We start from the raw sequence: 22,215 nt of genomic DNA, 5'->3' as shown, positions 1-22,215 counted from the left end.
GGTAGAGCACGACCTTGCCAAGGTCGGGGTCGCGAGTTCGAGTCTCGTTTCCCGCTCCAAATAAACGAAAACACCGCCTCCGGGCGGTGTTTTCGTTTGGGCGCCTCCTGCGTGGGCCGGGTATGCTCGAGGCGTCTTCTCGAATGCTCCGTAGCGACTGGGCTCAGCAGGTACTATCGCTCGGGTCGTCCGGAAGCCTTCAGGGTCTGTCATGAAACTGCCGCCATCCGTATCCAGGCGAATCAAGGTAGGACAGGTATCTACCGTCGCCTGATGAGCGCCAGCGCTTCCTCGAAGACGGCCTCCAGCATCTTCTGTGGCGACCGCCCCTCTTGGAATAGGCCTCCGGAGAATTTCTCATGATCTTTCTTGCTAGGATGCTTGATCAGGTTGAGCGGACCCCACAGCTCCAGCTGTTCTTGATAGAGGCTGCTCATGCGAGTCTTATGCCCGTCCGGATAAACCGACTGTTCTACAGGGGGTAGGTCAGCAAAGTAATCCAAGAGACTTTTAAAGAACTCACGGTTATCTCCACCGTTCGTCAATTTGAGAGATAATTGCGAAAAATACTCGTTGTCCTGCTTGCTAAGCTCCGTGAAGGCGGCCTTTCGCTCAGCTACTGTGTAGCTCTGAGTGTCGTCGTAAAAAATAGCGCTAAGATCATTACGCGCCATGCCTGAGAAAGGGTTGGGAGCAGATGTTGGTGGGAGTTGAGCGCGTGCGATCGCGAAGTCTAGCGCTTTTTGTCCTAATGCCAGTCGCTCTGGGTCCTTTGTTTTTGGAAGGTAATCTTCCTTGTCAAACTTTCCGCTCACAATAATCTGTGAAAATTTCACGATGTCCTGGTTTGATTTTTCATGCAGGCCTTGTAGCTGGCTTTTTGACATGGCTGTTTGGCGTTCGATAGCGGCGCTTTGAAAATAGCGTGCCTGTGCCGCGAGGGAGATTGACAGGGTTTTCGTCTTATGGGTGCTGGGGTTTGCGCTGGTGCCCTCGTTTTTGTTGGGCGCGCGTGATTCTTCCTTGGTAGATGTTTTCGGGACAATGCCGGACAGATAGGGTTTGATCGATAGATTCATGATTTAACGCTCTCGAGCGCTTTCTCCAAGACGGCTTGCAGCATTTCCTGCGGTGACTGCCCTAGCTTGAACAAACTTTCGGATAATCTTTCGTCACGCTCCCCAGTAGGTTGCTTGACTTGATCAAGAGGTCCCCAGAGATCCAGTTGATCTTGATGCAGACTGTCGATGCTGGCTCTATAGCTGTCAGGATAAGGCGACTTTTCCACCGGCGTTAGGTCATCGAAATAATCCAAAATACCTTTGAAGAATTCACGGTTGTCGCCCCCGTTGGTGAGCCTGGTTGAGAGTTTGGAAAAGTATTCCTCGTCCTGTCTGCTTAGCTCTCCGTAAGCTGCATAGCGCTCAGCATCTGTAAAGGTCCCGGTGTCGTCATAGACTATGGCGCTCACATCATTTCGTGCCATGCCCTCGAAGGGGTTCTTGATAAATTGAGGTGGGGAGAGAGATAGGCCGATGGCATAGTCCAAGGATCTTTCGGAGATTGCAAGTCGTTCTGGGTCATCCGTCTTGGCTAACAAGCTTTCTCTGTTATAGTTTTTTTTGTAGATTAGCAGGCTGAAGTTGTAGAGTTCGCTTTGGCTTTTTGAATGTAAGCTATTTAATTCTCCTTTCGATATCTTCGACTGTCTTTCTGCGGCACTGCTTTGAATGTAGCGCACCTGAGCAGTGCTGGAGATCAATATGCTTTGCTTCTTGGTGGTGCTGGGGTTTGCGCTAGCGCCCTCGTTTTTACTGGGCGCAGATGATTCTTCTTTGGTAGGTGTTTTCGCGACCGCGACAACGCCGGACAGATAGGGTTTGATCGATAGGTTCATGATCTAACGCTCTCGAGCGCTTTCTCCAAGACGATTTGCAGCATTTCCTGCGGTGACTGCCCTGGCTTGAACAAGCTTTCGGATAATCTTTTGTCACGCTCCCCGGTAGGTTGCTTGACTTGATCAAGGGGTCCCCAAAGATCCAGTTGTTCTTGATACAGACTGTCGATGCTGGCTCTATAGCTGTCAGGATAAGGCGACTTTTCCACCGGCGGTAGGTCATCGAAATAATCCAAAATACCTTTGAAGAATTCTCGGTTGTCGCCCCCGTTGGTGAGCTTGGTTGCGAGCTTGGAAAAGTAGGCGTTATCCTGATCTCGAAGTTCTACGGATGCAGCGTAGCGCTCAGCCATGGTATAGGTGCCGGAGTCATCGTAGACTACGGCGCTCAAGTTGTTTCTGGCCATTCCGGTAAAGGGATTGGGTGTATTTCCCTGTGGCGATTGGTGAAGTGATATGGCGTATTCCAAGGATCTCTGCCCAAGCTCTAGTCGAGCCGGTTCATTTGTCTTTGGCAGATAGTCGTCTTTATTGTAATTTTTGCTAGCAAGCATCAGGCTGAAGTTGTATACATCAGACCAGGTGTTTGCGTACAGCTGGTTCAGCTCTCCCTTGGTCATTGTAGCCTGGCGCGCGGTTGCGCTGTTTTGAATATAGAGGGCTTGGCCGGCGTTGGAGATCGATACAGTCGTGTCCTTAGTGCTGTATGTGTGTTCTATGTTGTATTCTTTTTTGTTTTGTAATGGCAGGCTTTCTTTGTTGGGTATTTTTGTAAGTGTGGTTGTACTAGGATTTTTTATCGTGAAGTTCATGGGTGTGCTCCGATAAGACGGAGAGGGCTATAAGCCCATCTCTGAATGACTGCGTAAGGAGTGGTGATCTTCGCCGGCGAGCAGGTACGTCCCGAGGTCGGTTGGTCGAGCAGGCCGATCAAATTGAGCAGCGTGCTTTTTCCAGAGCCGGAGGCGCCGATGATGGCGCAACTTTGGCCGGTGGGAACCGACAAGGACACAGCGTGTAAAACCGGCTGTGCAGACTGCTCCAACGGATAGGTATGGGTGACAGTTTCGAGCCTGACCAGATCGGTCTGGTGAGTGTTCGGCATCCTTGCTCCACTGCATCTTTGCGAGGTCCCGCACACGGCCATTGCGGTCGACGGCTACGCCCTTGGCCTAGGGCAGATTCACCCCCGCTGGGCTTTGTCATCGACCCTGGCAAGAGCGGGGCTCATGGGGTTTGGCGCCAGTCCGGCGTACCTGCCGAGTCCTGGCTCCCGATATGAATTCCTTATCGAATATCGGCTTCTGAGGGCACTAACAGTCGGCTTGAAAGCTTGGCGACTTCGCGGCTACCAGGACGGCGTGCGCGGTCTGTGCTGCCCTGAGTCATCCAGCGAGTCGAGGCTGCGTGAGTGGACTCAATATCATCCTGTGAAGACGCAAGGCTCTAAAATTCAACGATTCGGAACGCGCCGTATTTAGGGCTGAACGGCACTATTTTTTCGTGCGTCTACGCCTTCAGGATTCGGTATGGAAAGACCTCGGTTTGGAGCGCACGACCTTGCCAAGGTCGGGGTCGCGAGTTCGAGTCTCGTTTCCCGCTCCAAATAAACGAAAACACCGCCTCCGGGCGGTGTTTTTGTGCGCGCGTCTTTTATGCCTGCCAGACGCCCGGCACCTGGCCGGGCGCGGGCGCGGGCGTTTCACTGGGGCATATAGAGCTGGTCGAAGACACCGCCGTCGGCGAAGTGGGTCTTCTGGATGCTGGCCCAGGGACCGAATTCCTGCTGGGCATCGATCAGTTCGAGCTTGGGGAAACGGTCGGCGTAGCGGGCCAGTACGCTGGCGTTGCGCGGGCGGAGGAAGTTGTCCGCGGCGATCTTCTGGCCTTCCTCGGACCAGAGGTACTTGAGGTACTCCTCGGCCTCGGCGCGGGTGCCTTTCTTGTCGACGACACTGTCCACCACGCTCACCGGCGGCTCGGCCTGCACCGAGAGGCTCGGGTAGACCACCTCGAAGCCGCCACGGCCGAATTCCCGCGCGATCATCTCGGCTTCGTTCTCGAAGGTCACCAGGACATCGCCCTGCTGGTTCTTCATGAAGGTAGTGGTGGCGGCGCGACCGCCGGTGTCGAGGATGGGCACGTGCTTGAATAGCTCGCCGACGAAGCTGCGAGCCGTCTGCTCGTCGCCGCCCGGCTGGCGCAGGGCGTAGGCCCATGCCGAGAGATAGGTGTAGCGACCGTTTCCGGAGGTCTTGGGATTGGGCACGATCACCTGGACGCCGTCCTTGAGCAGGTCGGACCAGTCGTGGATGCCCTTGGGATTGCCCTGGCGCACGATCAGCACCGTGGCGGAGGTGAAGGGCGCGCTGCGATCCGGCAGGCGGTTTTCCCAGTCCTTGGGCACCAGGCCGCGGTCGGCCAGGGCCTGGATGTCGGTGGCCTGGTTCATGGTGATGACATCGGCCTGCAGGCCGTCGATGACCGCGCGGGCCTGCTTGCTGGAGCCGCCGTGGGACATCTGGATCACCGGGGTATCCCCATGCTCGGCTTTCCAACGGGCTTGGAAGGCCGGGTTGTAGTCCTTGTAGAAGTCGCGCATGACGTCGTAGGAGACGTTGAGCAGCGGCGGGGCGGCCAGGACCTGGGCGCTGGCCGCCAGGGCGGCGGCGAGCAGGGGGAGGCGAAATCTCTTCATGGGGGCATCCTGCGGTGGGAAGGTGCAGGACTATAGCCTGTCGCCCCGGCGCCCGTGCAGAACGGCTGGAAATAAGGTAATGCACGGCGACGGCAGCAGGGCCCGCCGATGGTAGACTCCCAGCTTTTGGCCCGCGGTTGGGCACGGCGCGGTGGACAAGGGCTCCTGAGATGCGGTTGAGGTCGATCAAGCTGGCGGGATTCAAATCCTTCGTCGATCCGACGACGGTGAATTTCCCGAGCAACATGGCAGCGGTGGTCGGCCCCAATGGTTGCGGCAAGTCGAACATCATCGATGCCGTGCGCTGGGTGATGGGCGAGAGCTCGGCCAAGAACCTGCGCGGCGAGTCGATGACCGACGTCATCTTCAATGGCTCCAACAGCCGCAAGCCGGTGTCCCAGGCCTCCATCGAGCTGATCTTCGACAACTCCGACCACACGCTGGTGGGCGAATACGCCAGCTACGCGGAAATCTCCATCCGCCGCCGGGTGACCCGCGAAGGCCAGAACACCTATTTCCTCAACGGCACCAAGTGCCGCCGGCGCGACATCACCGACATCTTCCTGGGCACAGGCCTGGGGCCGCGCAGCTATTCGATCATCGAGCAGGGGATGATCTCCAAGCTCATCGAGGCGCGCCCCGAGGACCTGCGGCACTACATCGAGGAGGCCGCGGGGATCTCCAAGTACAAGGAGCGCCGGCGCGAGACCGAGAGTCGCATTCGTCGTACCCAGGAGAATCTCGCCCGCCTGACCGACTTGCGCGAGGAGCTGGAGCGCCAGCTGGAGCGACTGCATCGCCAGGCGCAGTCGGCCGAGCGCTTCCAGGCCTTCAAGCAGGAAGAGCGGCAACTCAAGGCGCAATTGCAGGCGGTCCGCTGGCGCGAGCTAGATGGCCGCGTCGTGCAGCGCGAGAAGGTGATCCGCGACCAGGAGACCGCCCTCGAAGCCCTGACCGCCGAGCAGCGCCAGGCGGATGCCGGCATTGAGCGGCTGCGCGACGGTCATCACGAGCTGAGCGAGGCGTTTAACCAGGTGCAGGGGCGTTTCTACTCCTTGGGTGGCGACATCGCCCGCCTGGAGCAGACCATCCAGCACGGCCAGCAGCGCCAGCGCCAACTGCAGGATGACCTGCGCGAGGCCGAACAGGCGCGCAGCGAGGCGGAATCCCACCTGGAGCACGACCGGGTGCTGCTCGCCACCTTCGAGGAGGAGCTGGCGATGCTCGAACCGGAGGAAGAGGCGGCGCGTGACCTGGGCGAGGAGGGGAGCGCTGCCCTGGAGGAGGCCGAAATGGCCCTGGCCGACTGGCAGCAGCGCTGGGAAGCACTCAGCGCGGCCAGTGTCGAGCCGCAACGGGAAGCGGACGTGCAGCAGGCGCGCATCCGGTCCCTGGAACAGAGCCTGGAGCGCGGCGTGGAGCGGCAGCGACGACTGCGTGACGAGCGCACCCTGCTCGGCGAGGACGGGCCGTCCGACCGCCTGGTCGCCCTCGAAGAGCAGATCGCCGAAGACGAACTCCTGCTGGAAGGCCTGGCGGAACAGGAGATGCAGATCGCCGATGGCCTGCAGCGGCTCCGCGAAGACTTGTTGACGCTGGCCAACGAGCAGAGCCAGCGCCAGGGTGAGCTGCAGCGCCTGGAAGGACGCATCGCCTCGCTGGAGGCCCTGCAGCAGGCGGCCCTGGCGCCCGACACCGGTGCGGCCCAGTGGCTCGACGCCGAAGGGCTCCTGCAGGCGCCGCAGCTGGCGGACGACGTGCAGGTCGAGTCCGGGTGGGAGCTGGCGGTGGAGACCGTGCTCGGCAGTGACCTGCAGGCGGTTTGCCTGGATGACCTGGCCGCCCTGCGCCTCGATACCTTCGCCAGCGGCGCCCTGAGCCTGGCGCTGCCCGGCGCGGTGCCCGTGGCAGCGGGCAGCCTGCTGGAAAAGGTGCAGGCGCCGCGGGACCTGTCGCCCTGGCTCGGGCAGGTGCTGGTCGCGAGTGGCTACGACGAGGCCTTGGCCCGGCGGGCTGACCTGGCGCCGGGGCAGAGTCTGATCACCCCGGAAGGCTATTGGATCTCCCGGCATTTCCTGCGCGTGCGTCGCGCCCAGGCCGCCGAGGGCAGCGTGCTGGCCCGTGGTCGCGAGCTGGAGGAATTGCAGGAGCGCCGCCTTGAGTTGAGCGAAGGGCTCGCGCAGCAGCAGGAGCGTCTGGACGATAGGCGCGCTACCCAGCAGCGGCTGGAAGGCGAACGTGACGACGCCCGGCGCCGGCAGCAGCAGGAGCAGCAGCGCCTGGCCGAGTCTCGCGCCCAGCTTTCCGCCCAGCAGGCGCGGGCCGAGCAGTTGAGCATCCGCCGGCGCCAGTTGGAGGCCGACCTCAAGGATGTCGAGGAGCTACTGGCGCGGGAGCAGGAAGAACTGGGCGAATGCCGCTTGCGGCTGCAGGACGCGCTCGACGCCATGGCCGTGGATACCGAGCAGCGGGCGCAGTTGCAGGAGCAGCGCGACCGCCACCGGCAAGCGGTGGAGTCGGCGCGGCAGCGGCAGCGGCAGGCCCAGGAGCAGCAGCATCAGCTCACCGTCCGGCTGACCACCTTAAGAGCCCAGCGTCAGTCGACGCTCCAGGCACTGGAGCGCCTCGAATTGCAGACCGCGCGTCTCGGCGAGCGCTGCGAGCAGCTCACGCTCAACCTGGACGAGGGCGGCGAACCGCTCGACGAGCTGCGTCTGCGCCTGGAGGAGCTGCTCGAGCGGCGGCTGCAGGTGGATGAGGAGATGCGTACGGCGCGGCTGGCGCTGGAGGACGCTGATCGCGAGCTGCGCGACTTCGAGCGGCGGCGCCTGCAGGCGGAGCAGCAGGCGACGGTGCTGCGCGGTCAGCTGGAACAGCATCGGCTGGAGTGGCAGGGCCTGGCCACGCGCCGCAGCGGCTTCGCCGAGCAACTGGCGGCCGACGGCTACGACCTGCCGACGGTGATTGCCAGCTTGCCGGCCGATGCCAGCGAGGCGGCCTGGGAGCAGGAGCTGGAAGCCCTCGCGGCCCGTATTGCCCGGCTCGGACCGATCAACCTGGCGGCCATCGACGAGTATCAGCAGCAGGCCGAGCGCAAGACCTACCTGGATGCCCAGAACGCTGACTTGGTCGAGGCATTGGAGACCCTGGAAAGCGTGATCCGCAAGATCGACCGGGAAACGCGCAATCGCTTCAAGGATACCTTCGACCAGATCAACCACGGCCTGCAGGTGCTGTTTCCGAAAGTTTTCGGTGGCGGCAGCGCCTACTTGGAACTTACCGGGGAAGATCTACTCGATACCGGGGTTGCGATCATGGCGCGGCCGCCGGGTAAGAAGAACAGCACCATCCATTTGCTCTCGGGTGGGGAAAAGGCCTTGACGGCCCTGGCGCTGGTCTTCGCCATCTTCCAACTCAACCCAGCACCCTTCTGCATGCTCGATGAGGTGGACGCACCCCTGGACGATGCCAACGTCGGCCGCTACGCGCGGTTGGTCAAGAGCATGGCGGAGAAGGTGCAGTTCATTTACATCACGCACAACAAGATCGCCATGGAAATGGCCGATCAGCTATTGGGCGTGACGATGCATGAGCCCGGGTGCTCGCGTCTGGTGGCGGTGGATGTGGAAGAGGCGGTGGCCATGGTCGACGCGTAGTGCCCCACAGCCTGGCGGTGTGGCGGTGTAAAGTTGGCGGCAGTCGTGCTAGCTTATGGCCGCTTGTCTGTTAAGTGGAAAAAGCGAGCAAGAACACTGACTTGGCGTAGGTTCCGGACGTTTTGGAAAGGCCTCGCAGGCGATGACTTTCCAAAGTTTCCCGACGGATGTCGGTTCATTATTTTCACAGGGGTATGTCTTTTTCATGGATATGGGTCTGCGCGAGTGGCTGATCATCATCGGCGTCATCGTCATCGCCGGTATTCTTTTCGATGGTTGGCGTCGCATGAGTGGCAAGGGCAAGCTCAAGTTCAAGCTTGACCAGTCGCTGAGCAATCATCCGGAACACGAGGACGGGGATCCGGAAATCGTCGGTCCGACGCGCGTGATAGAGCCGAAGGAGCCTTCGCTGGACGATCCGGGCGAGCCCACGCCACCGCGTGCCACCCAGCGCAAGCGGCGTGAAGAGCGGCGCGAGGAACCCAAGGCCGACGATTTCGACCTGTCCGCCGGTGACGAGAGCCTGGGCGGCCTGGCGGCCGATGCCGACGAAGTCCCGCTGCGGGGTCGCGACAAGCCGCGCAAGGAAAAGCCGCTGAGCGCCAAGGCGCCCGAGCGCGAGCCGGTCAGCGAGCCGACCGGTAGCGCCGGCGGCAGTGCCGCCATGGCGCCGGTCGACGAGGTGCTGGTGATCAACGTCATCTCCCGTGACGAGAAGGGCTTCTCAGGTCCGGCGCTGCTGCAGAACATCCTCGAGAGCGGGCTGAGATTCGGTGACATGGACATCTTCCATCGGCACGAGAGCATGTCCGGCAATGGCGAGGTGCTGTTCTCCATGGCCAACGCCGTGCGCCCGGGCACCTTCGACCTGGATGCCATCGACGACTTCCATACCCCGGCGGTGAGCTTCTTCCTCGGCCTGCCCGGTCCGCGGCATCCCAAGCAGGCCTTCGACCTGATGGTGGCCGCGGCGCGCAAGCTGTCGTCCGAACTCAATGGCGAGCTGAAGGACGAGCAGCGCAGTGTCATGACCGCCCAGACCATCGAGCACTATCGCCAGCGCATCGTCGACTTCGAGCGCAAGAGCCTGATGCTCAAGCGTTGATCGCGCCGGAGCGAACCAAGAGCAGCCTCGGCTGCTCTTTTTGTTTGTACGTTTTGCCGCGGCACCATGGGTGCCGCCAGGGCCACCCCGGGGTGGCGACAGTGAGAGACCGCCATGACCGACGCCCAGAATGCCGTCACCCGCATCGCCGCCCTGCGCAGCGAGATCGATGCCCACAACTACCGCTACTACGTGCTGGACGAGCCGAGCGTGCCCGATGCCGAGTACGACCGGCTGTTCGGCGAACTCAAGACGCTGGAGGCCGAGCACCCCGAGCTGGTGACGCCCGATTCGCCCACCCAGAGGGTCAGTGGCTCGGCCCTGGCCGCCTTCGGCACCATCCGTCACGAGGTGCCCATGCTCAGCCTGGGCAATGCCTTCGCCGACGAGAACCTGCAGGATTTCGACCGCAGCGTGGGCAAGCGCCTACGCGAGGAATTCGGCGAGACCGACTTCACCGGACCGGATTCGGGGGTGGAATACACCTGCGAGCCCAAGCTCGACGGCCTGGCGGTCAGCCTGCTGTATGAAGATGGCCTGCTGGTACGGGGCGCGACCCGGGGCGATGGCACCACCGGTGAAGACATCACCACCAACGTGCGCACCGTCCGCAACGTGCCGTTGCGCCTGCAAGGCGAAGGGTGGCCGGCGGTGCTGGAGGTGCGTGGCGAGGTGTTCATGTCACGCGCCGGCTTCGAGGCGCTGAACGCCCGGGCCATGGAAAGCGGCGGCAAGACCTTCGCCAATCCGCGCAACGCCGCGGCCGGCAGCCTGCGCCAGCTGGATTCGCGCATCACCGCCCAGCGGCCGCTGGAGTTCTGCTGCTACGGGTTCGGGCGGGTCGAGGGCGGTGCGCTGCCGGACACCCAGTACGACATTCTCCAGCAGCTCCGCGAGTGGGGCATTCCCATCAGCCGCGAGCTGCGCAAGGTGCGCGGCGCGGAGGGGTGCCGGGCCTACTACCAGGACATCGGCCAGCGCCGCGATGCCCTGGCCTACGAGATCGATGGGGTGGTCTACAAGGTCAATCGCCTGGATTGGCAGGGTGAGCTGGGCTTCCGGGCGCGGGAGCCGCGCTGGGCGCTGGCGCACAAGTTTCCCGCCCGCGAAGAGCTGACTGAACTGCTCAACGTCGAATTCCAGGTGGGGCGCACTGGTGCCATCACCCCGGTGGCCCGCCTCAAGCCGGTGCAGGTGGCGGGGGTCACCGTAACCAACGCCACCCTGCACAACATGGACGAGATCGCTCGCCTGGGCGTGATGATCGGCGACAGCGTGATCGTGCGTCGCGCCGGCGATGTCATTCCGCAGATCATGCAGGTGGTGCCGGAGCGGCGGCCGGCGGATGCCCGTCCGGTGGAAATCCCCACCCATTGCCCGGTGTGCGGGTCGGCGGTGGAGCGCACCCAGCTGGTGAAGCGCGGCAAGGGCAAGGAGTCGGTGAGCGAGGGCGCGGTCTATCGCTGCGTCGGTCGCCTGGCCTGCCAGGCCCAGCTCAAGCAGGCGATCATCCATTTCGCTTCGCGCCGCGCCATGGACATCGACGGCCTGGGTGATCGCATCGTCGAGCAACTGGTGGACCGTGAGCTGGTGAAGTCGCCGGCGGATCTCTACACCCTGGCCTACGAACAGGTCATCGAGCTCGAAGGCTTCGCCGAGGTATCGAGTCGTAACCTGCTGGCCGCCATCGAGGCGAGCCGCACGCCGAGCCTGGCACGCTTCATCTTCGCCCTCGGCATCCCAGAGGTAGGGGAGGAGACCGCCAAGCGCCTGGCGCGCGCCCTGGGCAGCCTGCAGCGCATCCGCGAAGCGTTGCCCGAGGTATTGGTCTATCTGCCGGACATAGGGCCGGAGGTGGCCTTCGAGATCCATAATTTCTTCCAGTCCGCGCACAATCGCGACGTGCTGGAGGCGCTGCTGGCCAACGGCATCCAGCTGGCCGACGAAGGCGAGGTCCACGCGGAGTTCTCCGGCTACGCCGCCTTCGCCGACTTCCTCGACCAGCTGCACATTCCCTACCTCGGCAAGACCGGCGCCAAGACGCTGGCCGCGGCCTTTCCCAGCCTGGCCGCACTGATCGAAGGCTCCCAGGACTGGCTGACCTTCAAGACCCTGGCCGGACTCAACGAGAGGGCCAAGCAGGGCCTGCGCGAATACTTCGCCGCGGCGGACAACGTCGCCAAGGCGCTGGCCATCGAGGCGCAGCTCAAGGCCTTCGGCATGCACTGGGAGAGTACCCGGCAAGCCGTGCAGGGGCTGCCCTTCGCCGGCCAGACCTGGGTGCTCACCGGCACCCTGGAGGCCATGAGTCGCGACGAGGCGAAGGAGCGTTTGGAAGCCCTCGGCGCCAAGGTCTCGGGGTCGGTATCTGCCAAGACCGCCGTGGTGGTCGCCGGTCCAGGGGCGGGGTCCAAACTGACCAAGGCCAACGAGCTGGGGGTCAAGGTACTGGACCAGGAGGCCTTCCTGCAGATCCTCGAGGCGCAAGGCGCGGGTTGACCAAGGCGCCCTTGGTCATGGTGCCGGGCGGTATTGCCGGGGAGCCTTTACCGCCGCGATGAAGCGAGGGGAGGGACTCCAGGGCTTCGGCGGGATGGGCCAATAGTATTTTAGGGCGCGCACGACGGCGGCTAAGTCCTTGTATGGCTTGCAACTTCGCCTCAACCGCGTAGAATGACGCACCTCACCTCAGGGTGAGGCGTTATGGTGGCTCTGTCGGTCCCCCCGCAACGATCAACCGTGAACCCGGTCAGGCCCGGAAGGGAGCAGCCGCAGCGGTGATGTCGTGTGCCGGGGTGTGGCTGGCGGGGCCACCTCCATTTCTGCCCCCCGCTTTTCCCCCCACTCCTTCCGTTCGTCCCTTACGCAGCGCCTTTCGTGCCTGTGAACTCCTTAGCGCAGTAAAGAGTGACGAGCTGCACTGTTTATGCACATGGCCGCGTGCCATCATGCGTGCTGACTCATCACTGCTGGACCCAGGTCCAAGGAACCCTCGTGAAGAACGGACTCGAAAGCGCAGGACGCGCCCTCAGCTACGGCCTCCATCCCTACCGCGTCGATTGCCGACGCGAAAGCGACGCGACGCTGATCGCCCAGATCTACCATCCCAGCGAGCCGCTGCTGTTGATCAGGTTCACCCTGAGCAACGAGGAAGCGAACAATCCCTTCAAGCTGAACGCCACCGTGGCCGGCCTGCGCGCCCAGCTGGATGCCCTGGCGGCCTACGTCTCCAGCGTCGTGCTGGCCGATGGCGAAGACCACTGCCTGCGCGCCTGACGCCACGCCGTCCTGCCCCAAACGGGGCCTGATCGCTTGAAAACACCCCGGGTCGCCCTCATCTGAGCGGGTAGGCGAACCCGCATGGCGTTGCCCCGCGGCAACGCTGCGGGATGCATTCGCCGCCCCTCTTCGTTAGCATGTGCTCCCCCAGTCTTCTCCTGATCAGGTCTCGATGAGTTACCAGGTTCTTGCGCGCAAATGGCGCCCGCGGTCGTTCCGCGAAATGGTCGGCCAGACCCATGTGCTCAAGGCGCTGATCAATGCGCTGGACAACGAGCGGCTGCACCACGCCTATCTCTTCACCGGCACCCGCGGGGTGGGCAAGACCACCATCGCGCGGATCCTGGCCAAGTGCCTGAACTGCGAGACCGGCATCAGCTCGACGCCCTGTGGCAGCTGCTCGGTCTGCCGCGAGATCGACGAAGGCCGTTTCGTCGATCTCATCGAGGTGGACGCCGCCAGCCGCACCAAGGTGGAAGACACCCGCGAACTGCTGGAGAACGTGCAATACGCGCCGTCCCGCGGGCGCTACAAGGTGTACCTCATCGACGAGGTGCACATGCTCTCCACCCACAGCTTCAACGCCCTGCTCAAGACGCTGGAAGAGCCGCCGCCCCACGTCAAGTTCCTGCTCGCCACCACCGATCCGCAGAAGCTGCCGGTCACCATCCTCTCGCGCTGCCTGCAATTCGCCCTGAAGAATATGCCGCCGGAGCGCGTCGTCGCGCACCTGCAGCAGGTATTGGCGGCGGAAAGCATCTCCTTCGAGGACGATGCCCTCTGGCTGCTGGGGCGCGCGGCCGACGGCTCCATGCGCGATGCCATGAGCCTGACCGACCAGGCGATCGCTTTCGGCGAGGGCAAGGTATTGGCCGCCGATGTGCGCGCCATGCTCGGGACCCTCGACCATGGCCAGGTCTACGACGTCCTCCAGGCGCTGCTGGAAGGGGATGGCCGCGCCGTCCTGGACGCGGTGCGTCACCTGGCCGAACAGGGGCCCGACTGGAGCGGCGTACTGGCCGAGCTGCTCAATGTGCTGCACCGGGTAGCCATCGCCCAGGTGCTGCCCGAGGCGGTGGACAATGGCCAGGGTGATCGCGAGCGGGTGCTGACCCTGGCGCAGACCCTGCCGGCGGAAGACGTCCAGTACTACTACCAGCTCGGCTTGGTGGGGCGGCGGGATCTGCCCCTGGCGCCGGACCCGCGGCACGGCTTCGAGATGGTGTTGCTGCGCATGCTGGCCTTCCGGCCGGCAGACGTGGCCGTCCCCGAGCGGCCGGCATTAAAGACGACGGGAGCCAGCCCGGCCACGGCTGACTCCGACAGGCGTCCGGTGGCCGCGGCGGCTCCCGTGCCGCCGGCACCTGCGCCTGTGCCCAAGGCGGAAGCCGCATCCATTCCCGTGCCGCCACTTCCGGACAATACCACCCCTGAAGAGGAGGCGGTCGATGTTCCCTGGGAGGAGCCTGCACCCGTAGAGGTCAAGCCGGCACCGGCACCGGCACCGGCTCCGGCAGCGGTCGAGCGGGCCAGCCCGGTTGCCGTCCAGGCGCCGCCGAGCGCGCTGCCCACGCCGCGGGTAGAGACTACGCCTGCGGCCACGGTGATCGCCGAGTTGCCGGCGGACACCTCCGGTGACGATCTGGACGGTGACGAAGAGCCGCCGCCGGCCGAGGATTACTACGAGGTGGGGCTGGACGACTACCTGGACAGCCTCGGTGAGCCTGCCGCCGACGAAGTCGCCGCAGCGCCGGCGCCCGCGGTTCAGCCGGCGACCGGCCTGGCCGCCGACTGGCAGGCGCTGTTTCCCGAGCTCAAGCTGGGCGGCCTGACCGCCAGCATCGCCGCCAACTGCACCCTGGTGGCGGTGGACGGCGATCGCTGGCACCTGCACCTGGATCCGGCGCAGAGTGCGCTGTTCAACGCCAACCAGCAGCGCCGCCTCAACGATGCGCTGAACCAGCAGCAGGGACGTACCATCACGCTCGAGGTGACCATCCAGACCCCCGAGCAGGAGACCCCCGCCCAGGCCGCCGCGCGGCGCCGGGCGGAGCGTCAGCGGCAGGCGGAACAGTCCATCCAGGACGATCCGCTGATCCGCCAGATGATTCAACAGTTCGCCGCCACGGTGCGCGCGGGTACCATCGAGCCGGTCGACACCCAAGCCTGACCGGCTTCCAATTCATAGTTCGAGGTAGCAGACATGATGAAAGGTGGCATGGCCGGCCTGATGAAGCAGGCCCAGCAGATGCAGGAAAAGATGCAGAAGATGCAGGAAGAGCTGGCGAACGCCGAAGTGACCGGTCAATCCGGCGCCGGCCTGGTCAGCGTCGTCATGACGGGCCGGCACGACGTCAAGCGCGTCAGCCTGGACGACAGCCTGATGCAGGAAGACAAGGAAATCCTCGAAGACCTGATCGCCGCCGCGGTGAACGATGCCGTGCGCAAGATCGAGCAGAACAGCCAGGACAAGATGTCCGGCATGACCTCCGGCATGCAGTTGCCGCCCGGCTTCAAGATGCCCTTCTAAGTCTCGTCCGGAAAGCGTTCAGGCTCGGCCAGCGTGGCAACGAGCCTGGGCGCTTGCCACGGGTGCCCGGCGGGCGCCCGTCTTTCCCGCTCCCCACTACGGTAGTCCATGAGCTTCAGTCCCCTGATTCGCCAATTGATCGATGCGCTCCGGGTCTTGCCCGGGGTCGGCCAGAAGTCCGCCCAGCGCATGGCCCTGCAACTGCTCGAGCGTGAACGCCAGGGTGGCCTGCGCCTGGCCAGCGCCCTCAGCGCGGCCATGGAAGGGGTAGGCTACTGCCGCCAGTGCCGTACCCTGAGCGAGGACGAGATCTGCGGGTTCTGCGCCGATAGCCGCCGCGACGACAGCCTGCTCTGCGTGGTGGAAGGCCCCATGGACGTCTTCGCCGTGGAGCAGACCGGCTACCGCGGACGCTACTTCGTGCTCAAGGGACACCTGTCGCCCATCGACGGCCTGGGCCCGGACGCCATCGGCGTGCCCGAGCTGGAGCGCCGCGTCAGCGACGGTGGCTTCACCGAAATGATCATCGCCACCAACCCCACGGTGGAAGGCGAGGCGACCGCCTACTACATCGCCCAGCTGCTCGCACCCAAGGGCCTGATCATCTCGCGGATCGCCCATGGCGTGCCCCTGGGTGGCGAGCTGGATCTGGTCGACGGCGGCACCCTGACCCACGCCTTCGCCGGGCGCAAGCCGATCAGTCTCTAGCGACCCGGTCTCCGGGCAAAGGCTCTGGAACGCCGACAAGCCTGTATCTCGTGATCGAGAAGCATTATCATCCTCGGAAGTCAGCTGCTTCCGAGGATGGTGATGCAGACGCTCGAGTCCGACCGGCACGGACATATCCGGACCCTTTATCTCGACCACCATGGCTGGTTGCGCGAGCGCCTCCACCGGCGGCTGGGGTGCCTTGGGCAGGCGGCCGATCTCGCCCAGGACACCTTCCTGCGCCTCCTGGCCCGGGAGGGCGAGCTGGAGCGGCTACGTGAACCGCGCGCCTTCCTCGCCACTGTCGCCCAGGGGCTGCTGGCCAATCATTGGCGGCGCCAGGCCTTGGAGCGGGCCTATCTCGAGGCGCTGGCCGCCCGGCCGGAAGAGCTGCAGCCCTCGCCGGAGGCCCAGGCGCTTATCCTGGAAACCCTCACCGAACTCGATGCCTTGCTCGACCGCCTGCCCAGCCGGGTACGGCAGGCCTTCCTGCTGGCGCAGTTGGAAGGCCTGACCTATGCCGTCATCGCCGAGCGCCTGGGCGTGTCGGAGCGGATGGTCAAGAAATACATGGCCCAGGCCATGCTGCATTGCCTGGAGCTGGTGTCTTGACGGTCCTGGGGCGCGACCCCGGGGTGCCTCTGGAAGAGGCCGCCCAATGGTTCGCCGAGCTGGCCGCCGGAGAGGTCGATCCCGCCACCCGCAGTGCCTGGGAGTGCTGGCTGCAGGCGGATCCGCGGCACGGCGTGGCCTGGGCCCGGGTGGAGGAGATCAGCGCGCGTTTCTCCGGGCTGCCCGTGTCGGGACGGGTGGCCCTCGCCCGGCGCGAGACCCTGGAGCGCCGCCGGGCCCTTAAGGTGCTCGGCCTGGTGTTCGGGGGCCTCGCGCTGGGTTGGGATCGAGGCGATGACTGGCGGTGGGGGCAGGGCGCCGACCTGAGCACGGCGGTTGGCGAGATCCGCGCCTTCGACCTGGCTGCCGGGGTGCGGGTCTGGCTCAACACCGATAGCCAGCTGGCGCAGGAGGCCCCGGATGGCTGGCGCCTGCTGCGTGGCGAGGCGCTGTTCGAAGGTCAAGGCGGCGCCGCGCCGCTGACGCTGGAAACCGTGGCGGGGCGGGTACGCCTGGGCCCGGGCTGCTGTGGCGTCCGCGGTCGCGACGAGGGCGTGGAGGTGGCGGCCTATGCCGGGACCTTCCAGCTCTTGCCGCGCCAGGCCCGCCCCCAGACCCTGGCCGAGGGCGCGCGGGCCTGGCTGACCCCCGTTGCGGTACTGCCCCTGGGACGCGTCGATCCTGGCCGTCAGCTGTGGCGGCAGGGGCGGCTGGCGGTGGACGACTGGCCGTTGGCGGCGCTGGTGGCGGAATTGGGGCGCTATCGCCCTGGCCTGCTGAGTTGCGCCGCCACGGTCGCCAACCTGCGGGTGGTGGGTAGCTATCCCCTGGACGATACCGACCGCGCCCTGGCGGCCCTGGCCGACAGCCTGCCGGTGCGGGTGGAGCGGCGCCTGCCCTGGTGGGTGCAGGTCGTGCCCGCCTGAAAAAAAGTCGGGAGGGCGGTTCCCCTTTCGCCCACTCGCGGGGCTTAGGGGAACAAGGATTCCCACTCGCGAGGCACCCATGCAGCGTTCTTCCCGCTTCACCCTCCATCCCCTCCGCCGCGCGGCGCGCGCCTTCGCCCTGGCGCTACCGCTCGGCATGACCGCGCTGGCCGTGCCCCTCGGCGCCCTCCAGGCCGCTCCCCTGACCCAGGAGTACCGTATCGCGCCGGGCAGCCTGGCGACGGTCCTCAGCACCTTCGCCGCCCAGAGCGAGGTGCTGCTGTCGGCACCGGCCCAGGGCCTGGAGGGCCGCCGCAGTCCGGGCCTGCAAGGGCGCTATTCGCCGGCCGAAGGCTTCCGGGAGATCCTCCAGGACAGCGGCTTCCAGGCGGTACGCCAGGCGGACGGCAGCTATCGGCTGGAAGCTGCTGCTGCCGCGGCGGGGGTGACCTCCCTGAGCGACACCACGGTCACCGGCTTCAGCCTGGGCAACGCCCTGGGGGAAACCGATGGCTACCTGGCGACCCATAGCGATGTGGCGACCAAAACCAGCAAATCCCTGCTGGAAACCTCCCAGGCGGTCTCGGTGGTCACCCGCGAGCAGATCGACGACCAGGGTGCCAAGACCGTCCAGCAGGCCATGAGGTATACTCCGGGCATCTTCACCGGCCAGGTCGGGGCCTCCAACCGCTACGACTATGTGGTGATGCGCGGCTTCGCCGACAACAGCGTCGACAACGTCTTCCTCGACGGCCTCAAGACCATGGGCGACAGCGGGACCTTCAGCTCGCTGCAGGTGGATCCCTACTTCCTCGAGCGCATCGACGTGGTGAAGGGGCCGGCCTCGGTGCTCTATGGTCGCAGCCTGCCGGGCGGCCTGGTGGCCCTGACCAGCAAGCAGCCGCTGTACCAGCCCTATCACCAGGTCCAGGCGACCCTGGGCAATCTCGGCCAGCGCGGCGCGGGCTTCGATTTCGGTGGACCGCTGGACGAGGAGGGGCGCATCGCCTACCGCCTGGTCGGGCTGGCCCAGCACAGCGATACCCAGTTCGACCATGTGGAGGAAGAGCGCTATGCCCTGGCGCCGAGCCTGGCCATCGATCTGAGCGAAGCCACCACCCTGACCCTGCAGGCCTATCTGCAGAAGGATCCGGATGGGGGCTACCACAGCGGGGTGCCGGCCGCGGGCAGCCTCTATCGTCGCAATGGTCGCTACATCAGTAACCATTTCTTCGATGGCGAGCCCGAGCACGACACATTCGAGCGAACCCAGCAGATGGTCGGCTACCGGCTCGAACACAGATTCAACGACGTCTGGAGCGCGCGGCAGAATTTCCGCTACGCCAAGTCGCGGGTCGAGTTGGAGCAGGTCTACGGCTATGGTTACGTCGGGGACAGCAACCTGCTCAATCGCTACTACTCCGGCGGCCGCGAGAACCTGCACGCCTATACCCTGGACAACCTGGTCCAGGCGGACTTCGACTGGGCCGGGACCCGCCACACCCTGCTCGCCGGCGTCGACTACCAGCGCCGCTGGACGCATGTCGACTGGCCCAGTGGCACGGCCGATCCACTGGACGCCTTCGAGCCGAGCTATGGCGGCCAGGTGACCATCTACCCGGGCAGCGAATACCGCCGCGAACTGGAGCAGACCGGCGTCTATCTGCAGGATCTCATCGAGCTGGATCGCTGGCGGCTTTCCCTGGGGTTGCGCCAGGACTGGGTGAAGATCGGCATCGAGGATCGCAGCTCGGGTACCGGCAGCAGCGAGCGCCGTAGCCAGGCCAGCGGGCGCGCGGGGCTGCTCTATCTGTTCGACAACGGCCTGGCGCCCTACCTGAGCTATTCGACCTCCTTCAATCCCAATGCCTACAACGACGCGGCGGGCAAGCCGCTGGAGCCCACCGAGGGCAAGCAGTGGGAGCTGGGCCTGAAGTACCAGCCACCGGGTAGCTCGAGCTTCTACACCGCCTCGCTGTTCCACATCACCCAGGAAAACGTGGCGACCAAGCTGCCCCAGGACAACTTCTATTCCTCGGTCGGCGAGATCCGTTCGCGTGGCCTGGAACTGGAGGGCCATCTGCAACTGGCCGAGCGGCTCAAGTTGCTGGGCAGCTACACCTTCACCGACATCGAGTACACCCAGGCGCTGGACGGCACCCAGGGCAATACCCCGAACCAGGCGCCGCGGCACCAGGCATCGTTGTGGGGGGAGTACGAGCTGGCGGGGCCGCTGGCGGGCTTCAGCGTCGGCGCCGGGGCGCGCTACGTGGGGACCAGCTGGGCGGACAAGGCCAATACCCGGAAGGTACCGGCCTACGCCCTGGTGGACGCCATGCTCGCCTACGACTTCACCCGGCTGGGACTGCCGGGGCTCACGGCGCGGGTCAATGCCAACAACCTCATGGGCAAGGACTACGTGGCGTCCTGCTACAGCCTGGACTTCTGCTACTTCGGCGAGGAGCGCAACGTGACCGCGACGGTCAGCTACAGCTTCTAGGCCGGGGTAGGATCCCGCCTGCTATGGCTGGCGGGACCCGCGGACTCAGCCCTCCAGCTGGCCGCCGGCCAGGGCGCAGAGCCGGGCGGAGTCGAGGATGCGGACTTCCTTGCCTTCGGCCGCCAATACGCCGCTCTGCTGGAAGCGGGTGAACACCCGCGACACCGTTTCCACGGCCAGGCCGAGGAAGTTGCCGATCTCGTTGCGCGACATGCTCAGGCGGAATTGCTGGGCGGAAAAGCCGCGGGCATGGAAGCGCGCCGAGAGATTGACCAGGAAGGTGGCGATGCGCTCGTCGGCGCTCTTCTTCGACAGCAGCACCATCATCTGCTGGTCGTCGCGGATCTCCCGGCTCATCACCCGCAGCAGTTGGCGGCGCAGCTGTGGCAGTTGCTCGGAGAGTTCGTCGAGGCGCTCGAAGGGAATCTCGCAGACGGTGGTGGTCTCCAGCGCCCGGGCCGAGACCGGATAGCGCTCGCTGTCCATGCCCGATAGCCCGACCAGTTCGCTGGGCAGGTGGAATCCAGTGATCTGCTCCTCGCCGGCGTCGCTCAGGCTGCTGGTGCGCAGGGCGCCGGAGCGCACCGCATAGACCGAGCCGAAGGTGTCGCCCTGGCGGAACAGATGGTCCCCCTTGGCCAGCGGGCGGCCGCGCTTGACGATCTGGTCGAGGGCGTCGAGGTCTTCCAGATCGAGCGACAGCGGCAGGCACAGCGAGGCGAGGCTGCAATCCTTGCAATGGGCCTGGGCGGTGCGCAGCTTGAGGGGCTCGGTCATGGCGGAGGATCGCTTCTCGTCTGGTTCCAAAAGTCTAACTTTAGCAGTCATGGCAGGCATGGGTCATATCACCCGGGAAAAGCGCTGGGGGTCGCCACCGGGCAGGTAGCGGTCGAACAGCATGCACAGGGTGCGGATCAGCAGCCGCCCCGGCGGCAATACCTGGATGCCGCGTTCGTCGAGGCGGATCAGGCCGTCGGCGGCCATGGCCCTGAGGCGCGGCCAGGCGTCGGCGAAGTACTGGCGGAAGTCCAGTTCGCAACTGCGTTCGATGCCGGCGAAGTCCAGCTGGAAATGGCAGACCAGCTGGGCGATCACCGCCCCGCGGATGCGGTCGTCCCGCGAGCGGCGCAGGCCGCGCGCCACCGCCAGCTCGCCGTGGGCCAGGCGCTGCTGATAGTGGGCGAGGTCGGGGCTGTTCTGGCAGAGCACCTCGCCGACCTGGCTGATGGCGGACACGCCCAGGCCTAGCAGGTCGCAGTGACCGTGGGTGGTGTAGCCCTGGAAGTTGCGTTGCAGGGTGCCGTCTTCCTGGGCGATGGCCAGGTCGTCGTCGGGCAGGGCGAAGTGGTCCATGCCGATGTAGCGGTAGCCGGCGGCAGTCAGCTGCGCCACGGTGGCCTGCAGCATCTCCAGCTTGGCCGCGGGGGTCGGCAGTTCGCTGGCCTCGATCCGCCGTTGCGGTGGAAAGCGTTGCGGCAGGTGGGCGTAGTTGAACACCGATAGCCGATGCGGCTGCAGCTCCAGCACCCGGTCCAGGGTGTGGGCGAAGCTGGCCGGGGTCTGCCGCGGCAGGCCGTAGATGAGATCCAGGTTGATGGAGCGGTAGTCGAGGGCGCGGGCGGCCTCCACCAGGGTGCGGGTATCGTCGAACGGCTGCAGGCGATTGACCGCCAGTTGCACCTGCAGGTCCAGGTCCTGGACGCCGAAGCTGACCCGATTGAAGCCCAGTTCGCGCAGCAGCCCCATGGTGCTCCAGTCGGCCTCGCGGGGATCGATCTCGATGGAATAGTCGCCACGGTCGTCGTCGGCTAGGGTGAAATGGCGGCGCAGGTCGGCCATCAACTCGCGCAGTTGCAGCGGATTGAGGAAGGTCGGGGTACCGCCGCCGAGGTGCAGTTGCTCCACCCGCTGCCCACCGTCCAGGTGGCGACCGACCAGGGCCATCTCCTGGCGCAGGGCTGCCAGGTAGGCGACGCTGCGGCTGCGGTCCTTGGTGATGACCTTGTTGCAGGCGCAGTAGTAGCAGATGTTGGCGCAGAAGGGGACGTGGACGTAGAGCGACAGCGGGCGTCCGGCCTGCCGGCTCAGGCGCAGGGCGCCGAGCAGGTCGAAGGGGCCGATGCCGTCGTGGAATTGCACGGCGGTGGGGTAGGAGGTGTAGCGGGGGCCGGCGCGATCGTAGCGGGCGATGAGGTCGGCGTCCCAGGCGAGGGCGGCTGTCATGCCGGGCTCCAATGGTTTCGAGGCGCCCAGTGTGAGGGGCCCGGTCCGGGCTTTATTGATCCAGATCAATGAATGCCAGGG

At 64.9% G+C, this 22,215-nt stretch carries 16 protein-coding genes, 1 other RNA gene and 1 pseudogene; 11 read left to right on the top strand and 7 right to left on the bottom strand.

What is annotated here, in order from left to right; all coding sequences use genetic code 11:
- Nucleotides 1–260 precede the first annotated feature (260 nt).
- The 5 genes and pseudogenes from FSV73_RS21525 to FSV73_RS21500 all read right to left on the bottom strand — a co-directional run bounded on the left by FSV73_RS21525 (nt 261) and on the right by FSV73_RS21500 (nt 4,595).
- Nucleotides 261–1,079 (bottom strand): hypothetical protein, encoded by an 819-nt coding sequence (locus tag FSV73_RS21525; protein ID WP_260856135.1) that lies wholly within the window; start codon nt 1,077–1,079, stop codon nt 261–263.
- Nucleotides 1,076–1,897 carry a hypothetical protein gene (locus tag FSV73_RS21520; protein WP_260856134.1) on the bottom strand — a complete coding sequence of 274 codons (822 nt, stop codon included), beginning with the start codon at nt 1,895–1,897 and terminating at the stop codon, nt 1,076–1,078. Before FSV73_RS21520 ends, FSV73_RS21525 begins: the two co-directional genes overlap by 4 nt.
- The gene (locus FSV73_RS21515; RefSeq protein ID WP_186309308.1) at nt 1,894–2,709 is read right to left on the bottom strand and encodes a hypothetical protein; all 816 of its coding nucleotides are present in this window, start codon (nt 2,707–2,709) and stop codon (nt 1,894–1,896) included. Before FSV73_RS21515 ends, FSV73_RS21520 begins: the two co-directional genes overlap by 4 nt.
- A gap of 89 nt (nt 2,710–2,798) precedes the next feature.
- Nucleotides 2,799–2,942: pseudogene (locus tag FSV73_RS26240) on the bottom strand (ATP-binding cassette domain-containing protein); the annotation flags it as partial.
- 657 nt (nt 2,943–3,599) lie between these two features.
- On the bottom strand, nt 3,600–4,595 hold the full coding sequence (locus tag FSV73_RS21500; protein WP_145011242.1) for a sulfate ABC transporter substrate-binding protein: 996 nt from the start codon (nt 4,593–4,595) through the stop codon (nt 3,600–3,602).
- A 170-nt stretch (nt 4,596–4,765) separates the two neighbouring features.
- Between FSV73_RS21500 and smc the strand changes: the two genes are divergently transcribed.
- The 11 genes from smc to FSV73_RS21445 all read left to right on the top strand — a co-directional run bounded on the left by smc (nt 4,766) and on the right by FSV73_RS21445 (nt 19,911).
- Nucleotides 4,766–8,251 (top strand): chromosome segregation protein SMC, encoded by a 3,486-nt coding sequence (gene smc, locus FSV73_RS21495; RefSeq protein ID WP_145011239.1) that lies wholly within the window; start codon nt 4,766–4,768, stop codon nt 8,249–8,251.
- A 205-nt stretch (nt 8,252–8,456) separates the two neighbouring features.
- Nucleotides 8,457–9,356, top strand: coding sequence for a cell division protein ZipA (gene zipA, locus FSV73_RS21490; protein ID WP_145011236.1), 900 nt, complete (start codon nt 8,457–8,459; stop codon nt 9,354–9,356).
- Nucleotides 9,357–9,470: 114 nt separating this feature from the next.
- The gene (gene ligA, locus FSV73_RS21485) at nt 9,471–11,855 is read left to right on the top strand and encodes an NAD-dependent DNA ligase LigA (protein WP_145011233.1); all 2,385 of its coding nucleotides are present in this window, start codon (nt 9,471–9,473) and stop codon (nt 11,853–11,855) included.
- Nucleotides 11,856–12,069: 214 nt separating this feature from the next.
- An RNA gene (gene ffs, locus FSV73_RS21480) (signal recognition particle sRNA small type) lies at nt 12,070–12,166 on the top strand.
- A gap of 184 nt (nt 12,167–12,350) precedes the next feature.
- Nucleotides 12,351–12,632: a hypothetical protein gene (locus tag FSV73_RS21475; protein ID WP_145011230.1), complete on the top strand. Its 282-nt coding sequence runs from the start codon at nt 12,351–12,353 to the stop codon at nt 12,630–12,632.
- Between the two features lie 175 nt (nt 12,633–12,807).
- Complete coding sequence (gene dnaX, locus FSV73_RS21470) at nt 12,808–14,805, top strand: DNA polymerase III subunit gamma/tau (protein ID WP_145011227.1); 1,998 nt, start codon at nt 12,808–12,810, stop codon at nt 14,803–14,805.
- 33 nt (nt 14,806–14,838) lie between these two features.
- A complete protein-coding gene (locus FSV73_RS21465; protein WP_007162246.1) occupies nt 14,839–15,165 on the top strand; it encodes a YbaB/EbfC family nucleoid-associated protein in 327 nt (108 codons plus the stop codon).
- 108 nt (nt 15,166–15,273) lie between these two features.
- Nucleotides 15,274–15,873, top strand: coding sequence for a recombination mediator RecR (gene recR / locus FSV73_RS21460; protein WP_145011224.1), 600 nt, complete (start codon nt 15,274–15,276; stop codon nt 15,871–15,873).
- A gap of 102 nt (nt 15,874–15,975) precedes the next feature.
- On the top strand, nt 15,976–16,485 hold the full coding sequence (locus FSV73_RS21455; protein ID WP_186309306.1) for a sigma-70 family RNA polymerase sigma factor: 510 nt from the start codon (nt 15,976–15,978) through the stop codon (nt 16,483–16,485).
- Nucleotides 16,482–17,411 (top strand): DUF4880 domain-containing protein, encoded by a 930-nt coding sequence (locus FSV73_RS21450; protein WP_145011218.1) that lies wholly within the window; start codon nt 16,482–16,484, stop codon nt 17,409–17,411. The genes FSV73_RS21455 and FSV73_RS21450 overlap by 4 nt, the downstream gene beginning before the upstream one ends.
- A gap of 79 nt (nt 17,412–17,490) precedes the next feature.
- Nucleotides 17,491–19,911, top strand: a complete 2,421-nt coding sequence (locus tag FSV73_RS21445; RefSeq protein ID WP_145011215.1) for a TonB-dependent siderophore receptor — start codon at nt 17,491–17,493, stop codon at nt 19,909–19,911.
- A 45-nt stretch (nt 19,912–19,956) separates the two neighbouring features.
- Here FSV73_RS21445 and fnr read toward each other — a convergent pair whose 3' ends face one another.
- On the bottom strand, nt 19,957–20,688 hold the full coding sequence (fnr, locus tag FSV73_RS21440; protein WP_145011211.1) for a fumarate/nitrate reduction transcriptional regulator Fnr: 732 nt from the start codon (nt 20,686–20,688) through the stop codon (nt 19,957–19,959).
- A 63-nt stretch (nt 20,689–20,751) separates the two neighbouring features.
- On the bottom strand, nt 20,752–22,134 hold the full coding sequence (hemN, locus tag FSV73_RS21435; RefSeq protein ID WP_145011208.1) for an oxygen-independent coproporphyrinogen III oxidase: 1,383 nt from the start codon (nt 22,132–22,134) through the stop codon (nt 20,752–20,754).
- Nucleotides 22,135–22,215: the final 81 nt, after the last annotated feature.

The organism is Pseudomonas oryzihabitans (assembly GCF_007665395.1).
Classification (GTDB): Bacteria; Pseudomonadota; Gammaproteobacteria; order Pseudomonadales; family Pseudomonadaceae; genus Chryseomonas; species Chryseomonas psychrotolerans_C.
Note: the sequence above shows the minus strand (reverse complement) of the source record. Positions and strands in the feature narration are given on the sequence as shown.

Excerpts from the sequence above, each read along its gene's own strand:
- FSV73_RS21525 (WP_260856135.1), bottom strand. The coding sequence starts at position 1,079 with ATGAATCTATCGATCAAACCCTATCTGTCCGGCATTGTCCCGAAAACA.
- FSV73_RS21520 (WP_260856134.1), bottom strand. The coding sequence starts at position 1,897 with ATGAACCTATCGATCAAACCCTATCTGTCCGGCGTTGTCGCGGTCGCG.
- FSV73_RS21515 (WP_186309308.1), bottom strand. The coding sequence starts at position 2,709 with ATGAACTTCACGATAAAAAATCCTAGTACAACCACACTTACAAAAATA.
- FSV73_RS21500 (WP_145011242.1), bottom strand. The coding sequence starts at position 4,595 with ATGAAGAGATTTCGCCTCCCCCTGCTCGCCGCCGCCCTGGCGGCCAGC.
- smc (WP_145011239.1), top strand. The coding sequence starts at position 4,766 with ATGCGGTTGAGGTCGATCAAGCTGGCGGGATTCAAATCCTTCGTCGAT.
- zipA (WP_145011236.1), top strand. The coding sequence starts at position 8,457 with ATGGATATGGGTCTGCGCGAGTGGCTGATCATCATCGGCGTCATCGTC.
- ligA (WP_145011233.1), top strand. The coding sequence starts at position 9,471 with ATGACCGACGCCCAGAATGCCGTCACCCGCATCGCCGCCCTGCGCAGC.
- dnaX (WP_145011227.1), top strand. The coding sequence starts at position 12,808 with ATGAGTTACCAGGTTCTTGCGCGCAAATGGCGCCCGCGGTCGTTCCGC.
- FSV73_RS21465 (WP_007162246.1), top strand. The coding sequence starts at position 14,839 with ATGATGAAAGGTGGCATGGCCGGCCTGATGAAGCAGGCCCAGCAGATG.
- recR (WP_145011224.1), top strand. The coding sequence starts at position 15,274 with ATGAGCTTCAGTCCCCTGATTCGCCAATTGATCGATGCGCTCCGGGTC.
- FSV73_RS21455 (WP_186309306.1), top strand. The coding sequence starts at position 15,976 with ATGCAGACGCTCGAGTCCGACCGGCACGGACATATCCGGACCCTTTAT.
- FSV73_RS21445 (WP_145011215.1), top strand. The coding sequence starts at position 17,491 with ATGCAGCGTTCTTCCCGCTTCACCCTCCATCCCCTCCGCCGCGCGGCG.
- fnr (WP_145011211.1), bottom strand. The coding sequence starts at position 20,688 with ATGACCGAGCCCCTCAAGCTGCGCACCGCCCAGGCCCATTGCAAGGAT.
- hemN (WP_145011208.1), bottom strand. The coding sequence starts at position 22,134 with ATGACAGCCGCCCTCGCCTGGGACGCCGACCTCATCGCCCGCTACGAT.